The sequence below is a fragment of the Caballeronia sordidicola genome (assembly GCF_002220365.1).
Classification (GTDB): domain Bacteria; phylum Pseudomonadota; class Gammaproteobacteria; order Burkholderiales; family Burkholderiaceae; genus Caballeronia; species Caballeronia sordidicola_C.
In genome coordinates, this window is the sequence record NZ_MTHB01000304.1 from 25,824 (window position 1) to 41,966 (window position 16,143).

General features: G+C 60.7%; 11 protein-coding genes and 1 pseudogene. 9 read left to right on the forward strand and 3 right to left on the reverse strand.

Annotation, left to right across the window (positions count from 1 at the left end):
• Positions 1-93 precede the first annotated feature (93 nt).
• A complete protein-coding gene (locus BSU04_RS44135; protein ID WP_144021552.1) occupies positions 94-1,788 on the reverse strand; it encodes an O-antigen ligase family protein in 1,695 nt (564 codons plus the stop codon).
• Between the two features lie 163 nt (positions 1,789-1,951).
• Positions 1,952-2,482, reverse strand: a complete 531-nt coding sequence (locus BSU04_RS44140; protein WP_089166465.1) for a GNAT family N-acetyltransferase — start codon at positions 2,480-2,482, stop codon at positions 1,952-1,954.
• 368 nt (positions 2,483-2,850) lie between these two features.
• Here BSU04_RS44140 and BSU04_RS44145 point away from each other — a divergent pair, with 368 nt between their 5' ends.
• From BSU04_RS44145 to BSU04_RS44165, 5 genes are all read left to right on the forward strand, one after another.
• Positions 2,851-3,102, forward strand: a complete 252-nt coding sequence (locus BSU04_RS44145; RefSeq protein ID WP_089166466.1) for an acyl carrier protein — start codon at positions 2,851-2,853, stop codon at positions 3,100-3,102.
• A complete protein-coding gene (locus BSU04_RS44150) occupies positions 3,099-4,397 on the forward strand; it encodes an acyl-CoA dehydrogenase family protein (protein WP_089166467.1) in 1,299 nt (432 codons plus the stop codon). Before BSU04_RS44145 ends, BSU04_RS44150 begins: the two co-directional genes overlap by 4 nt.
• A gap of 3 nt (positions 4,398-4,400) precedes the next feature.
• Positions 4,401-5,441 (forward strand): amino acid--[acyl-carrier-protein] ligase, encoded by a 1,041-nt coding sequence (locus BSU04_RS44155; protein WP_089166468.1) that lies wholly within the window; start codon positions 4,401-4,403, stop codon positions 5,439-5,441.
• A gap of 74 nt (positions 5,442-5,515) precedes the next feature.
• Positions 5,516-6,475, forward strand: a complete 960-nt coding sequence (locus tag BSU04_RS44160) for a DUF1839 family protein (protein WP_256983950.1) — start codon at positions 5,516-5,518, stop codon at positions 6,473-6,475.
• Between the two features lie 170 nt (positions 6,476-6,645).
• A complete protein-coding gene (locus BSU04_RS44165) occupies positions 6,646-9,159 on the forward strand; it encodes a glycosyl hydrolase 2 galactose-binding domain-containing protein (RefSeq protein ID WP_089166470.1) in 2,514 nt (837 codons plus the stop codon).
• Between the two features lie 151 nt (positions 9,160-9,310).
• Here BSU04_RS44165 and BSU04_RS44170 read toward each other — a convergent pair whose 3' ends face one another.
• Positions 9,311-9,529 carry a hypothetical protein gene (locus BSU04_RS44170; RefSeq protein WP_089166471.1) on the reverse strand — a complete coding sequence of 73 codons (219 nt, stop codon included), beginning with the start codon at positions 9,527-9,529 and terminating at the stop codon, positions 9,311-9,313.
• 201 nt (positions 9,530-9,730) lie between these two features.
• On the opposite strand from BSU04_RS44170, the gene BSU04_RS44175 reads away from it, so the two are divergent.
• The 4 genes and pseudogenes from BSU04_RS44175 to BSU04_RS44195 form a co-directional block, all read left to right on the forward strand.
• Positions 9,731-10,465 carry a Crp/Fnr family transcriptional regulator gene (locus BSU04_RS44175; protein ID WP_089166472.1) on the forward strand — a complete coding sequence of 245 codons (735 nt, stop codon included), beginning with the start codon at positions 9,731-9,733 and terminating at the stop codon, positions 10,463-10,465.
• A 1,006-nt stretch (positions 10,466-11,471) separates the two neighbouring features.
• Positions 11,472-12,785 (forward strand): polysaccharide biosynthesis/export family protein, encoded by a 1,314-nt coding sequence (locus BSU04_RS44185; RefSeq protein ID WP_089166474.1) that lies wholly within the window; start codon positions 11,472-11,474, stop codon positions 12,783-12,785.
• 33 nt (positions 12,786-12,818) lie between these two features.
• Positions 12,819-15,218, forward strand: coding sequence for a polysaccharide biosynthesis tyrosine autokinase (locus BSU04_RS44190; RefSeq protein ID WP_089166475.1), 2,400 nt, complete (start codon positions 12,819-12,821; stop codon positions 15,216-15,218).
• A 432-nt stretch (positions 15,219-15,650) separates the two neighbouring features.
• Positions 15,651-16,143 (forward strand): annotated as a pseudogene (locus BSU04_RS44195) (IS5 family transposase); the annotation flags it as partial.

Below are 16,143 nucleotides of genomic sequence, written 5' to 3' on the forward strand. Positions count from 1 at the left end.
CCTCGTTGGATACTGAGTGTTCAGTCGTGCTGTCCGTTACCTGGCTGGGTCCAGCAGGCCGATTGGACTGATCTGGCCGATCGGCGACGGCGCTCATGTGCGCAAAGTCAGCGCGGACGGCAGCGTAGACGGCAGCGCGATGTTCTGCTGCGCGACGGTCCCCGTGGTCGCACGACCCGGCGTGGCCCCAGCGGCCGGACGAAGGGCTGCGGTGCGCGCCGGCTGTTGCATCTCGCGGGCATAACGCCAGCCGGCAACCGGCAACATCACGCCGATGAAAAAGAACAGGCCGCCCGAGCCGATCAGCGTATTGACGAACACCATCATGGCCAGCACGCCGAACGCGGCGGCTGCACCGGCCACGGCGAAGCGATCGTTCTTCCTGGCGAAGCTGGCAACAAACGCTCGCAGTATCAGCATCAGCAGCCCAGCCGCATAGAGCAGCGTGCCGGGCCATCCAAGCACGTACGGCACCTCCATCAGGCCGCTGTCGAAGTCGACGTTATTCGACGATCCATCGCCCGAGAGCTTCGAGCCGAGACCGGTCATGCCAAGACCCTGACCCGCAATATTGGTCGTCATCTCGGAGAGGAAGTGGTCGTAGATCTCGGTGCGAACCTGATAGCTGTAGTCGTTATCGAGCTGGGTCACGGTGGAGAAACGTGCTATCGCCTTGTCCGAGATTTCGTCGATCATGGCAACCGGTGAACACAGCAGCACGATCACCGCGATACCGCCCGCCAGCCGCAAGCGGCTGCGGCCGTCGAGCATGACGAACAGGTATACAAGCCCGATGGCGAGGCCGCCGACCACGCTGCGCGACATGGTGCCGATCAGCGCAGGCACGGCCAGGCCGCCCGCAAGAAAGGCCATCTTGTTGCGGGCGGCCAGGTTCATCAGCAGGCAAGCCATCATCGCGATGGCGAAGGGGCCTGACGAATTCATGGTGCTGGCGACGCGCATGCCGAACGGCAGCGGCACGCCCTCCGAGACCATGCCCGACTGCAGCAACCAGAACGCGTCCCAGGGCGGCGGACTGACGTACTGGTACACACCGTACAGCGCAATCACGAAGCCGCCGAACACGAAGGTCTTGAGCATTGTGCGGTGATACTCGGGGTACTGCCGCCATGTAACGAGGATGTGGAAAGCGATCAGGACGGGGAACAACCACGAGATCAGCGTATAGGACGCCGCCGCAATACCGGCGCCGACCATGCCGATCACATAGCCATAGAAGATGCCGAGCACGATCAGCGTCAGCGGGATCGCACGCCGCTGCATCAGTACGCGAAAATGAGTCAGCAGTTTCACGCCGCACAGCGCGGCAGCCATGACCGGCGCGAGCATGATGAGGCTGCGGTCGCTGAAGACGCCGTTGAAGTAGTCAGACAGGCGCCGCACTTCAGGTGTGAGGAAGAATAGCCACACGACAAACGAAAGATAGTGCGCGGGTGAGCGTTTATAGAGAATCGCAGCGACCGCGACGGCACCCGCCGGATAGAACAGTTCCAGCACACGACTCTGATGCAGCACGAGCAATAACGCCGTGAGAGCCGCAAACCCCAACGGCGCGATCATCATCCGGCGCCGCCGGCTGAGTTCCGCGCGCGACTTTAGCTGCGCGGCATCGGCTGCGTGCTTCGCCGCGCGAGCGGCCTTTGCGGCCGGCGACGGCACAGGCGTGCACGCCATCTTCTCGCGCTGTGCCATCCATGGCGTCTTCCAAGTCCCGACGGCCCCGTCCGGCGACTTGTCTCGCCCATTCGTGATCGAAACACTCGACATCGTTACATCCTGTGAAGGAGAGGTCGGCGTCGTGCTCGTGCAATGCACGTCACTCGCGTCCTCTGTGTCATTTGGAAACGTCTAATGCCGACATTCGGCACTTGCAGATACGTATTGCTGAGACTTCACTCGTACTTCGCGAGCTGCTGCGTTCTTAAAATCTTCAAACTTCCTGGACCGTATCGACGAAATCCGCGTCGCTGGCGTACTGGCTTGTCCGGCCGTTATGACGGCTTTTGCGGATCAGCCCGATCAAGCGAACCCCGCGCTCCACAAATGGGCCCTGGTCCTTGCGAAATCCGAATGCTTCGTAAAAACCGCGCAAGCCGACCGGCGCCAGCAAGCGCACACCACGCCCGGGCCACCGTTCGTCCGCTGCCGCAATAACACGCGCAATCAGCGCCGCGGCCGTGCCGTCACCGCGCCGTAGCGGGCTCGTGAGGATTTTGTCCACCATGACCACATTCGCCTGTGCCGGCCCCGTGCTGCCCTCGTTCAAGCGCGCATAGGCCATGACGGGCATCGGCCGCGAGATGTCGTCGACTGCAAACACATGGAGAGATGTTTCATCGCGCCCGTCCGGGTCCAGATGCACATGGGACTGTTCGACAACGAACACAGCGCTTCGCGCCCGCAGGATCAAATACAGCTCCCTGGCGGTGATTTGCTCGAAGTCGAGTGCTTTCCAGTTCATGTGCCGGTCCTGCTCCAAATTAAGCCAGGGAATAAGCCGAAAACACCGGCTTGTTCGATGTTCATACCTTAAGTCGCAGACCGCTTAACTTCCGTGCGCCATCGCACCGACGCGACCCCTTGCTAATCCGTTAAATACGGTCAACCGAACCGCAATCGGTAAATGACGAACTGCCGCGAGAAAGAGCCTGAAAAAAAGCCTGATGCCCGCTTCCACGGGACAAGCCTCCAGGCTTCAAAACAAACGCGCGCCAGGTTGCCGATTGCACGACCAGTCCGGTTCCGGTCACGCGACTAAGCCGATATCAAGCGGCAGCGGCCGGTCCTAGGTGAAACACCTTTAGTGACGCTTCTTTGGGGGGCTATTACATGAAATCCGCATTGCGCCGCATCCTTACCGAATCCGCCCGGCTCGACGTTCCCGCTGACTCGCTCGCGGATGACGCCGACCTCTACGCCGCCGGCCTGTCATCGCTCGCGACGGTGCATCTGATGCTCGCCGTCGAAGACGAGTTCGGTATCGAGATCCCCGACCGCATGCTGACGCGCCGCCTGTTTTCGTCGATCAACTCCCTCGCCGGCGCGGTAACCGAGTTGCAACTGGCGCAGGCCGCAGCATGACTGCGTCGACGGATATCGCCGTCCTTGCAGCAGTCAAGGCTGAAGAAGCCGCGGCCGTGGCAGCACAGATCGTGGAAGGCGTCAGGCAAGCGTCGGCCGAGCCCGCATGGTTCACCGCCGCCCGCCGCGTGGCGCAAGTCGCGGCACTTCATGCCGCCGCGGTCGATCGCGACGCGCGTTTCCCGGTAGAAGCCTTCGAGGCAATGCGCCGCGAACGCCTGTTGTCCGCGATGATCCCTGCCGCGCTTGGCGGGGCCGGCCTGACGCTTGCCGAAGTAGCGCGAATTTGCGAAACGCTGGCGCGTGCGTGTTCATCGACTGCAATGGTCTATGCGATGCATCAGAGCCAGGTGGCGTGCATCGTCGATCAGGGCCACGCAATCCCATGGCAACGTGAAATGATCGCGCGCCTGGTAGACGAGCAATGGCTGCTCGCCTCGGCGACGTCCGAAGAAACTATTGGCGGCAACATGCGCACCAGCGCTTGTGCGGTCGAACTGATCGACGGCGCGTTCAGAATCGAGAAGCTCGCACCGACCATCTCGTACGGCGAGCACGCTGACTGCATCCTGGTCACCGCGCGCCGCAGTCCGGAGGCCAGTGCGTCGGACCAGGTGCTGATCGTGGCTCCGCGCGACTCGCTCGTGCTGGAAAAGCGCGGCGGCTGGGACTCGCTTGGCATGCGTGGCACCTGTAGCGAGAGCTTCCGGCTCGTCGCCGAGGGCCGTGCCGAGCAGATCCTGCCCGTGCCGTTCGCTCAGATCGCGGACCAGAGCATGTTGCCGGTTTCGCACACGCTGTGGGCGTCGGTTTGGATCGGCATTACCGCTGACGCCGTGAATCGCGCGCACCAGTTCTTCCGTGCCCAGGCGCGCGGCAAGCCGGGTGCATTGCCCCCTTCGGCGGGACGGCTCGCAGACGCGGTCGCGCAGTTACGCATGATGCAGGCGCGCCTGAAGGTTGCACTCGATGCCGCAACCGAAGCCTCGTCGGAGCGCATTGCGCGCGACGCACAGGAGGCCTGCGATTTCGATACGCCGCTGGGCGCCTCACTGAGTCTCGCCTCCGACATGAACACGCTGAAGCTCAGCATCTCCTCGACTGCGCTGCAAGTCGTGCAGGAGACGCTGATGATCTGCGGCATGGCGGGCTACAAGAACAACACGGATTACAGCGTCGGGCGTCATCTGCGCGATCTATTTTCTGCGCCGCTGATGATCAGCAACGACCGCATCCAATTGAACACGGCGAACCTGCTGCTTGCGCAGCGCACGCCGGCTACGGGGAGAATCTAGGACATGAACACGGCAACGGAACACGCGGCCATCGCAGCCGCCGATGCTCAACAAGCATCCACCTATAACGCTTCGGACATCACATTGCGGGATCGTTTGATTGAAGCGGGAATCCTGATCGACACCGGCGAAGACGGCTTGTATGGCCGCAGCCAGGTATTCGAGGACGTCATCGACCGCCTGAACAACGCGATCACATTGTTGGGCGCCGACCAGGAAGCTGAAGTATTACGCTTCCCGCCCGCCATGCGCCGCCACGACTTCGAGGACAGCGAATACCTGAAGAGCTTCCCCGATCTCGCCGGCACGATCCACTCGTTCCAGGGCAATGATCGTGGTCACCATCGGCTCTTGGAAGCGCTCGAAAAGACCGTATCCGTAGGCGAAGAAGAACGCACCGACGAATGGATGGACCAGCAAAAACCAACCCGCCTGGTCCTGACGCCAGCGGCCTGCTACCCGATCTACCCGACCATCGCGAAGCGCGGCGCACTGGCCGAAGACGGTGCGACTGTCGACGTGTTTGCGTATTGCTTCCGCCATGAACCCTCCATTGATCCGGGCCGCATGCAGATGTTCCGGATGCGCGAATACGTGCGCCTCGGCAGCCCCCAGCAGGTCATGGAGTTCCGGCAAAAGTGGATCGAGCGGGGTTCGCTGCTCGTGAAAATGCTTGGCCTGCCGTTCGAGATCGATCTCGCCAACGACCCGTTCTTCGGCCGCGGCGGCAAGATCGTGGCCGACAGCCAGCGTGCCCAACAACTGAAATTCGAACTGCTGATTCCGGTTGCAACGCCCGACCGTCCGACCGCCTGCCTGTCGTTCAACTATCACATGGAACACTTCGGCGAGATCTGGAAGATCGCCCAGGCGGACGGTGAACTGGCGCATACCGCGTGCGTCGGCTTCGGCATGGAACGCACGACCCTTGCCCTCTTCCGGCATCACGGCCTCGACGTCAAAGCGTGGCCGGCTGAGGTACGTGAGTTCCTTTGGGGCGATACGCAATCGCGTATCAGCGCCGGACTTGAGGCACTGTCATGACTGCCGTCCATGGCAGCGGAGCAACGGGTTCCAGCCGCGAGCGTGCCCGGGTCGTGCAACTGCACCCGCCTCACATGCGCGTGCGCAAGCACCAGTCGCACTCGCTGCATCAGGGCGAAAGGGTCTGGGCGGAAACAAATTGCTACGTCGATTTGTGGATCGAGCTGCTGCACGGCTATGGACTCGATCCGCGCGCAGCGCTTGCGTTTACGGTCACCCAGGACTTCGAGGGCGACCAGTTCACGTTCTTCAAGTTTCCGCTGGAGGACCTCGACAAGCTCTATGGTTTGCAGGTCCAGGAACTGGCGATTTACGATTCACTGGAAGATCGCGTGCGCACGCAGACCCAGCGCGGCCACACGGTGCTGGCCGAAGTCGATGCGTTTTACCTGCCCGATACGCGCGCCACGTCATACCGGAACGATCACACGAAGACGACCATCGGCGTGGACTACATCGATCCGCGCTCGCGCCGGCTTGGTTATTTCCACAACACGGGTTACTTCGTGCTGGACGGTGAGGACTACGAGGGCGTGTTTCGGCGGCTGCCGGAACTCGATTGCCGTCCCGAGCTACTATTTCCGTATGTGGAGTTCTGCAAGCGCGCCCGGGCGCCGTTGAGCGGCACGGCGCTGGCGGAAGCATCGGCGGATCTGCTGGTTGCGCATTTGCAGCGGCGTCCGGCGCGCAATCCGATCACGCAATGGCGGGCGGCTTTTCCCGAACATCTCGAGATGCTGTTCGAGCGCGGCCCGGACCACTTCCACCTGTACACCTTCAACATGATGCGGCAGCTCGGCTCGAACTTCGAGTTCCTGTCGCGGTATCTCGTCTGGATGCGCGAGCGGGGTTTCGCCATCCCCGACGAGATGCCAAACGCCGCGCAACGCATCGCGACGGAGTCGATGGTGATGCAGTTCCGGCTGGTGCGCGCCATTGCGCGTGGCCGGCGGGACCCCTGTCACGAGTGTTTCGACGTGCTGGAAGAGTCCTACGCCAAAATCGTGGAACCGCTTGCGGCATTGATCCGCTGAGGGCTCGTCAACAATCGCTGGCCCGCCGCCCCATTTGGGCAGACTTAAAGTTTCGGGCCGGCCAGCCGAAAACAAGGTAGCAGCGACGCGTCCACGGCCGCGCGCCGGCTACACATTATAAGAGTGGGTCGCCTCGACGCCACGTTACAACGCCATTCGAGGAAACCGCCATGAGCGCCCCGTCGCCCAGCGCCAGTGCTTCGCCGTCCGCTTATTTTCCGCGCCTGTTGTCCGAGGGCTGGGAGTGCCTCACCACGCGTGCCGGCGCATATCCCACGCCCGCCGCGCTGAGTGCCGAAGGATGGCTCGCCGCACCCGTGCCGGGCACGGTTGCATCGGCATGGCGAGAGGCCGGCAAGCTCGATCTGGAAACCCCGCACGCATTCGCTTTTGATGACCACTGGTATCGACTGGTCCTATGCGAAAAAGGGCTGCGCCGGCTGCGCATGCACGGACTTGCAACACTTTCGGAAGTCTGGCTCGACGATACGAAACTGCTCGATTCCGATTCGATGTTCGTCGCGCACGATCTCGACCTGCATCTGGATGGCAACGCTACGCTTTACCTCTGCTTTCGTTCGCTGAGCGCCGCGCTCGCAGCCAAACGCACTCGCGCGCGCTGGCGGCCAAGGCTCGCTCAGCCAGCCACGCTGCGCAACGTACGCACAACCCTGCTTGGCCACATGCCCGGCTGGTGCCCGCCGATACAAGCGGTGGGGCCATGGCGGCCAGTGGAATTGCTCGGTGAATCGGCCACGTCGATCGATCGTGTGGACCTGCATTCGAGCCTCGATGGCAACGACGGCCTGATTCACCTGACGCTTACGTTTGTCCATCCGCAACATGAACAGCGCGCACGACTTGTTTGCAACGATGCATCAATAACGCTGCAATGGCGCGATACGCAAACGCTTGCGGGTACGTTGCGCGTTGCCGATGCGCCGCGCTGGTGGCCGCATACGCATGGCGAACCGGCCTTGCATCGCGTCGCGCTCGAGTTTGCTGACAATGAAGTGATCGAGCTTGGGCGCATCGGCTTCAGGGAACTGCGCGTAGACCGCGGCCCGTCGGGTGATGGCTTTCAACTCGTGGTAAATGGCGTGCCTGTTTTTGCGCGCGGCGCATGCTGGACGCACGCGGACCTCGTGTCGCTCAGCGGTTCGCGTGAACAGGCGCAAACGTTTTTCCAGCTCGCCCGCGACGCCGGCATGAACCTCTTGCGAGTGGGCGGCACGATGCTCTACGAGTCCGATGACTTCTATGGATTGGCCGATGAATACGGGCTTTTGATCTGGCAAGACTTTGCATTTGCGAATTTCGACTATCCGACGGATGCGGCCTTCACGGCCAGTGTCCAGCGCGAAGCCGAACAATTCCTGTCGCGTACACGGCGCTTCGCTTCGCTTGGCGTTCTCTGCGGCGGCAGTGAAGCCGACCAGCAAGCGGCCATGCTTGGCCTGCCACCCGAACTGCGCGCGCAAACGTTATTCACGCAGCAATTGCCATCGATCGTGGCTGCTTTGCGCACCGATGTGCCTTACGTGATGAACTCGCCGAGCGTGCCCGCTGGAGACGCTGGGGCCACCGCGTGGCCGTTCGCCACGCGCGAGGGCGTCACGCATTATTACGGCGTGGGCGCTTATCAGCGGCCGCTCGAAGACGCCCGTCGCGCGAACGTCCGGTTCGCCAGCGAATGCCTGGCGTTCGCCAACGTCCCCGACGATGTCGCGCTCAACACCGTGCCGCTGGCATCGAAGCCGCATGAACCACGCTGGAAAGCCGCCGTACCGCGAGACCCCGGCGCAGGCTGGGACTTCGACGACGTGCGCGAATACTACCTGCGTACGCTCTATCAAGTCGATCCCGCCCGCCTTCGATACGAAGACCCCGAGCGTTATCTCGACTTGTCGCGCGCAGTCGTGGCCGAGGTCATGACCGACGTCTTCTCCGAATGGCGCCGCCATGGCTCGTCGTGCGCCGGTGCGATCGTCTGGCAGTTGCAGGACCTTCGGCCGGGTGCGGGCTGGGGTGTAATCGATGCACTGGGAGCGCCCAAAAGCGCCTGGCACGGCCTCGCGCAGGTTTTGTGTCCCGTAGCGGCCCTCATCACCGACGAGGGCCTTGACGGCCTCGACGTGCATCTGATCAATGAAACAGCCGTCGCTATCGACGCCCGTCTCGAACTCGCGTGCCTTCGTGACGGCGTAACGAAAGTGGCCGGTGCGTCGAGAGACGTAACGCTCGCAGCACGCAGCACGACACGTATACAGGCCTCTGACCTGCTCGGCCAGTTCTTCGATTTCACCTACGCGTATAGATTCGGTCCTCGCGCCCACGATGCCACCGTGATCACCTTGCGAGACAAGGCTGGCGGCGCCGTGTTGTCCGAAGCATTCCACTTCCCCGAACGCGCTTGCACGCAGCGCCATGAGCTCGGACTCGAGGTTCGCGCGGAGCAAACCAGCAACGAGAACTGGGAGCTGGTAGTGAGCGCCAAACGTTTGGCACGCTGGGTTCATATTGTCGATCCTCACTATCGCGCGACGCTCGACTGGTTCCATCTTGCACCCGGCCGCGAACGCCGTATTCCGCTGGTTGGTCGCCAGCGCAGCACTTCTCATCCGCCAGAAGGTGAGGTTCGTGCACTCAACGCAACGTTTTCAATTCATTACCAGCGCAATTAGAAGGCCATGCTGAGCAAGGCAGCATGCGTTCCATCGGGCCGTACAAGCGTGTCAAGCGGCGCTGCGCAGCAAATGCGTTCGCTAGCGCACCAAGTTGATGGAACAGTTCTGAATCAATTTTAAAACAACCGACGAATGGTGCCTCAACCCCTCAACGCGCAAGTCGCCGATGCGACTTTGCACGTTCGAAAAAAAACTCGAACGGGCCACCAGCAAGGCATTGCGCAGACAAAAGCATGCGCTGCATCAATCGCATCAATAGAGCCTGTCTACTGCCGCCATGTTCAAGAGTGAAACAAAAATATCCATCTGCGGATTCGCGGCCGCCCTGCCTGATGTGCGATGCCATGATGGCATTGAGATAGCGCATTGCTGGCACGGTCCTCGCTAAATGAGTCTCGCGGCACCGGCACCGTCAAAAACGAATTTAACTAAACGACGATGCCGGGTTGCTTACGGGGCCGGTCGCGACACGCTTCGATGGATGCCGTCAGATGCATCCACGAAACGAGTCGCTGACCGGTAAATAACAAGTAAGGCGCAATGCGCAAAGTTACGAGAGAAGAACATCATGCTGACCCTTCAGTCCGACCTTCACGGCAATCATTTGTTGGGTGCGCTTCCCGCACACGAATGGCAAGCCCTCACGCCGCATCTTGAACTGGTTCAACTTCGCACCGACCAATTGCTGTGCGATTCGGGACAACGTATTCATCACGTGTATTTCCCCACCACCGCCATCATCTCCTTGCTGCATACGATGGAAGACGGCGGTTCGGTAGAGATCGCAGCAGTTGGCCGTGAAGGCATGACCGGCGTGCCGGTACTGACTGGCGGCGAAACCATGCCGACGCGCGTCCAGGTGCAATGCCCGGGCTTCGCTTATCGCATGAGCGCATCCGCACTGCGTGAACAGTTTGGCCGCTCTGACTTCCTGCGCCGCCTCATGCTGCTGTACATGCAAGCCCTCCTCACGCAAGTTGCGCAAACGGCGGCATGCAATCGCCACCACTCGCTCAACAAGCAACTGTGCCGCTGGCTTCTCATCGAAATCGATCGCACAACGTCGAACCAGTTGCAAGTCACGCAACAGTTGATTGCTGACATGCTGGGCGTGCGTCGTGAAGGCGTGACAGAAGCCGCAGGCAAGCTCCACGATGCCGGCCTGATCCACCACAGCCGTGGCTGCATCAAGGTCCTGGATCGCGAAGGCCTCGAGGCGCGCGCATGCGAATGCTACGGCATCGTCAAGCGCGAATTTGACCGGCTCCTGCCGCGTCTGCATCAGGCTGAAGCGGTTCACTGAACACGAGACATGGTGCAGGAGTGAAGGAGCCAGGCCATGGCCTCGAGTGTTCGGCGCTTTTGTCTTGATGCGACCCTTGGGCGCTATTGGCGAATCGGCCTCGGTGTTTGGATCGTTCGGATGAACCTCAGGTTCGGCGGAATTTCCGACATCGCAGCAGTTCGCGAAACGGACTCCCCGAAAGCGGTTCATCGCCATCCCGGCCGACCGCGTGCTCACCCCTTCCTGCAATCGTGATCGTGATCGCGCGCCTGATCCAGGCGTTGGCGCCGATGACGTTCTCCATACAACCCGGCTTGTTGCGTTCGACCTTGCGTCGACACGTACCGCCACGCACCGGCACGCTCGCAATGAGTTGAAGGCATTTTTATATTTATTCCTTCGAGTCGCGCATGCTGAATTGCCGATTATCTGAAAAGAATTTGAACCGAAGAGTGGCGCGCCTGGTTGTTCTTCTGAGCGTAGCAGCACGATGTTCAGGAGTCCCGCGTGGAGCACATCCAACAGCTGGTCCCACGCAAAAGTATTTGTGTGAACTAAGACGTCTACGTGCGCAAGCGCACTTACCGACCCCGCCGGAAACGCCAAGATGCCATATCGAACGGCCAGATGCGCGCTTTTACCTTGACTTCATTGCAGGCGAGTTCGGGCAGCCCGGACGGTCGAAGCCGTGAGGAAGATTCTCAGGCAAAGCGGTAAAGCAACGTAGTCGATACAAATTTTTTCAGAGGTACGTGGTTCTCCTGCCGCGCGCCTTTCACCCTGTGGTTCTTCCTGTGTGAACGCCCGCCCGATAGTCAGGCGGGGAGCGTTAGCTGTTGTCTCGAGTGGTTGCTGCGATGGGTGGACCGGGGAAGAAACCCAGACGCGAGTAATACCGGGATCGGAGCTGCGAAGGCGCTCATGTCATGCACGGGAAGCACCCCCTACGCGCACTGCGCGGTGATGGGCAGGAGATTTTGCGCTGAGGAGATTTCAGCGTATTCGTAACGCGAGAACCACTAATATGAATATCAAACTACTCGTATCACTGCTTGCTGGCGTGACCTTCACAGTATCGCTTACCGGTTGCGCGATCGCTCCCGGACCGTATCTCGACACCGATCGGCTGGACCAGACCGCGTCACCGGAAAGCGTCGCCCAGGCGAGCGTGAAGTATCACGTCCAGCCTATCGACGTCACGTACTTCGAGACCCATCCGCGCATGGGCGAAGCAACGCTTGCGAGCGTATGCCCGCTGACCTGCCTCACCAAGGACACACGCAAGCTGTACGCGTATCACATTGGCGTAAATGACCAGATCAGCGTCACGGTATGGGATCACCCCGAATTCAGCTCAGCCGGCATCTCCGCGAGCACGGGCGCAGCGGGCGTACCGCCGCTGCCCTCGGCAACACCCGGAGGCACAACAGCGAGCGGCGGTGCAGCGAGCGGCGCTACGGGCAGCTCCGGTGGCACGAGCGGCCCCGAAGCAGGCGGCGTAACCGTGCGCGTAGCCAACGACGGCACCATTTTCTTTCCGCGCGTAGGCCGTGTGCAAGCGGTTGGCAAGACCGCGCAGGAACTGCAGGAAAGCCTGACCAAAGGTCTTTCGAAGACCATTCGCAATCCGCAGCTCGACGTGCGCATATCCGGTTTCTACAGCAAGCAGGTCCAGGTCACCGGCGACTTGAAGCAGCCTTCGTCGCAGCCGATCACCGACGTGCCGCTGTCCGTCATTGACGCCATCAACCGCTCGGGCGGTGCGAATCCCGATGCCGACCTGCAGAATGTGGGCATCACACGCGACGGTCATCGTTACGCAGTCGATGTAGCCGCCCTGCTCGATCGGGGCGACATCCAGCAGAATGTGTTGCTGCAGGATGACGACATCATCGACGTACCGGATCGCACCAAGAGCCGTGTGTTCGTGCTGGGTGAACTGGCGAAGCCGCAGACCGTGCCGATGAACCGCGGTCATCTGACGCTCGCCGACGCGCTTGCCAACGCGAACAGCATCGATCCTCGATCTGCCGATCCGCGCATGATCTACGTGATCCGTGGCTCCGACCAGCAGTTCGCGAAGGGCGGCATGCTCAAGACATCGGCCACTACCTCCGCCGATGGGAGCATGGCGCCGGCTGCGCGGCCGCTCGATCTCAGTGTGTACAAACTGGACATGACGCAGGTGGACGCGCTGATGCTGATGACGCAGTTCGACTTGCATCCGCGTGACGTGGTCTATGTGCAGGTTGCCAGCGCCGCTCGTTTCAACCGCGTGCTCGAGCAGATCTCGCCGACCATCCAGACCCTGTTCTACACCATACAAACCACCCGCTAACACGCGTGTCACTTGTTACGCCTGGAGTGCGACATGAGTACTTATGAAATGCTGGAACATTCCCCGGCGCCGGCCAAGGACGAAGAGTTCGTCCTGCGCGATCTGGTGCGGATGATTGTCGACCAGATCTGGTGGGTGCTGGGCATTGCGTTCAGTATCCTGCTGGCCGCCGTCCTGTACGCGAAGATGTCGACGCCTGTGTACTCGGCAGATGCGCTGGTGCAGGTGGACACACCCAATCCTAACGCACCCAACAGCGCGCAGGCCTCGCTTGCCGCGGCGTTGATGCCGAGTGCCGGTTCGCTGCATGCCGACGCCGAGATCGAGATCATCAAGAGCCGGGCAGTGATCGACCCGGTGGTCGAGCAGTTCAAGCTGAACTTCGGCACGTCCTCGAATGTCGTGCCGGTAATTGGCCGGGTGACGTCGTTGTTCGCGCATAAGGGCCATCCCCTTCCCGCCCTCTTCGGCTTCGATTCATACGCCTGGGGCGGTGAAGAGTTCAAGGTGGACTCGGTGGACGTGCCGGCCATCCTGCAGGATCAGCGTCTCACGTTGCGTGCGCTTGGAGAAGGCCGCTTCGAGCTGCTCGATGCAGAGGATCACGAACTGCTCAAAGGAGAAACCGGTAGCGTCGCAACGGGCAATGGCGTCACGCTGATGGTGAGCCAACTGGTTGCGCGTCCCGGCACCGAGTTTTTCGTTACCCGTGCCTCGCAGCTCGAAGCCGTGCAGGCCTTTGGTGCCGGCATGCAGGTCGGAGAGAAAGGCAAGGACACGGGGATCGTGCAGATTTCGTATAGCGGCGCACAGCCGATCTTCATTACGGAAGTGGCGAATGCAGTGGCTGCTTCTTACCTGAAGCAGCGTACAGAGCGTGCGCAGGAAGAAGCGAGCCGCATGCTGACCTTCCTGAACAACGAACTGCCGCGAGTACGCGACGAATTGCGCGCCAGCGAAACCGCGTTGTCTCAATCTCAGACCGCCGCGGGATCATTCCAGCCCACGCAGGAAGCGCAGACGTATCTGTCCGGCGGACTTGACTATGAACGCCAGATCGCCGCGTTGCGTATGCAGCGTGTGCAACTACTGCAGCGCTTTACCGATGGCGCTGATGAAGTCCATGCAATTGATGCGCAACTTGCCGCGCTCAATGTAGAGAAGTCGCGCTTCGAAAACCAGTTCAAGACGTTGCCGGGATCGGAGCGTCAGGCTGTTTCGCTGCAACGTGAAGCGAAGGTCAACTCCGAAATCTATGTTGCTCTGTTGAACAAGACCCAGGAATTGTCGATCAGCCGTGCAGGGACGGTGGGCAATGTGCATATCATCGACATGGCGCTTGTACCATCGCAGCCCATCAAGCCCAAGGCCGCGCTGATCATTGCTGCAGGCGGTTTGCTTGGAGTGATCGCGGGGGTCGTGTTTGCCTTTGTTCGACGTGCATTTTTTGCGGGTGTGGACGATCCGGATCTGGTTGAGCGCCGCTTTAACCTGCCGATCTTCGGTGCCATTCCGTTCAGTGCCGAGCAAGCCAGGCTTGATCGCGTACGGCTTGATCATCCTGTCGCCCTGCCCTCAGCGAAGGGGGCGGCTACTGGCATCAAGCGGTTGGGTACGCAGTCGGTGAGCGATGGGCTCGGTTCGATACTTGGTCTTTCTGCGAAGACGCCGGTGGCGATGCCGCTTCAGAACGCGACGGTATTGCCGGCTTCGCGTAGTGCCACGCAGCCTTTGCTTTCAACGACCCACCCGTTCGATACATCGATTGAAGGGCTTCGTGGGCTTAGGGCGACGTTGCAATTTGCGCTTGTCGATGCGCCTAACCGGGTGATTGCCATTACGAGTCCGGCGCCGTCCGACGGCAAGAGTTTCTTGTCCGCCAATCTTGCCGCGCTGCTCGCTGAGTCTGGCAAGCGCGTGCTGCTTATCGATGCTGATCTGCGGCGTGGACGACTGGCTCAGTATCTTGGGCGGTCTTCGCATGGCGGCCTGACTGAGCTGCTCACCGGGCAGACCGACTTCGAGATGGCTGCTCGTGAGACGGGTGTGCATGGGTTGCACTTCATTGGTTCGGGTGCTCATCCGCCTAACCCGTCGGAGATTCTGACGTCAGCACGGTTTGCTTCGCTGTTGCAGGCTTTTGAGAAGCAGTTTGACCTGGTCATTGTTGATACGCCACCGTTGCTTGCGGTGCCGGATGCGGCTGTTATTGCCAGTTTGGCCGGGTCTACCGTGCTGGTCATGCGTTCGGGTGCTCACTCGGAAAAGAACATTGCTGATTCGCTAAAGAAGCTTAAGCGGGCGCATGCCAGGGTTGTGGGTGGGGTGTTGAATGCCATGCCGGCCAAGAGCGGTGGACGTAAGGGGACTTATGATTACGCTTACGCCTATACCTATTCCAGCGATCCGCTCGTTGCAGACATCAAGCATTGAAGGTTGTTCGGGGGGAGATGTTTGGGTTCTGTGAGATGAGATAGCCAGAAGGCTACTAGTGTTTTTGACGCCCGCGCAAGCGGGCGTTATTTTTTTGTTCGCACCGGTGGACGGGTATGGGGTGATGGTGGGTTCCGAGGTTAGTGGTCGGAGTCGGTGCCGGGTTGCCAGGTTCCAGAGTTAGCGGTCTGGGTCAGTGCCGGGTTGCTGCTTTCGGCCTTAGTGGTCTGCTTGAGCTGGCTAATTTCTTTAGCACTGTTAGCCACTGTGCGTGGCGGCACGTCATTTCTTGGTCCTTAGCGACAAAGAAACGAAGCAAAGAGAACGCTTTAACCGCTCTACCCTAAGAGACTGTTGCGAAATTACGAAAAGGGGCTGTTAACTTTTTGGCTCGGGTGTTAACTTCTGTCTTGTTTTCCCTGACAGGAAGCCATGCCTAAGGAACTTATAGACGACCAATTATGGGCACTGATCGAACCGCTGCTGCCCGAAGCTGCGCCGCGCAATCGCCGGTATGCAGGACGCAAGCCAATACCTGATCGCGCCGTGCTCACAGGCATTGTGTTCGTGCTGCGCGCAGGCCTCGCGTGGAATTTGCTGCCGCAGGAAATGGGCTGCGGGTCGGGCTCCACTTGCTGGAGGCGCCTGGACGAGTGGCATAAAGCGGGCGTATGGCAACGCATGCACGAAACGATGCTGGCGGAATTGCGCCGTCGAGGCCAACTCGATCTGGCCAGAGCACTGGTCGACAGCTCCTCCGTTCGCGCGTTGTACGCGGGGAAAAAACAGGCCCAAACCCCACGGACCGGCGCAAACTCGGCAGCAAACACCATATCGTCGTCGATGCGCAAGGCATCCCGCTCGGCGTCATCCTGACGGGCGCAAACCGCCATGACCTAACTCAGCTTGACTCACTGGTCGAAGC

Bases quoted from the DNA above. Each gene is read 5' to 3' on its own strand.
- BSU04_RS44135 (WP_144021552.1), bottom strand. From the start codon at position 1,788: ATGTCGAGTGTTTCGATCACGAATGGGCGAGACAAGTCGCCGGACGGG.
- BSU04_RS44140 (WP_089166465.1), bottom strand. From the start codon at position 2,482: ATGAACTGGAAAGCACTCGACTTCGAGCAAATCACCGCCAGGGAGCTG.
- BSU04_RS44145 (WP_089166466.1), top strand. From the start codon at position 2,851: ATGAAATCCGCATTGCGCCGCATCCTTACCGAATCCGCCCGGCTCGAC.
- BSU04_RS44150 (WP_089166467.1), top strand. From the start codon at position 3,099: ATGACTGCGTCGACGGATATCGCCGTCCTTGCAGCAGTCAAGGCTGAA.
- BSU04_RS44155 (WP_089166468.1), top strand. From the start codon at position 4,401: ATGAACACGGCAACGGAACACGCGGCCATCGCAGCCGCCGATGCTCAA.
- BSU04_RS44160 (WP_256983950.1), top strand. From the start codon at position 5,516: ATGCGCGTGCGCAAGCACCAGTCGCACTCGCTGCATCAGGGCGAAAGG.
- BSU04_RS44165 (WP_089166470.1), top strand. From the start codon at position 6,646: ATGAGCGCCCCGTCGCCCAGCGCCAGTGCTTCGCCGTCCGCTTATTTT.
- BSU04_RS44170 (WP_089166471.1), bottom strand. From the start codon at position 9,529: ATGCGCTATCTCAATGCCATCATGGCATCGCACATCAGGCAGGGCGGC.
- BSU04_RS44175 (WP_089166472.1), top strand. From the start codon at position 9,731: ATGCTGACCCTTCAGTCCGACCTTCACGGCAATCATTTGTTGGGTGCG.
- BSU04_RS44185 (WP_089166474.1), top strand. From the start codon at position 11,472: ATGAATATCAAACTACTCGTATCACTGCTTGCTGGCGTGACCTTCACA.
- BSU04_RS44190 (WP_089166475.1), top strand. From the start codon at position 12,819: ATGAGTACTTATGAAATGCTGGAACATTCCCCGGCGCCGGCCAAGGAC.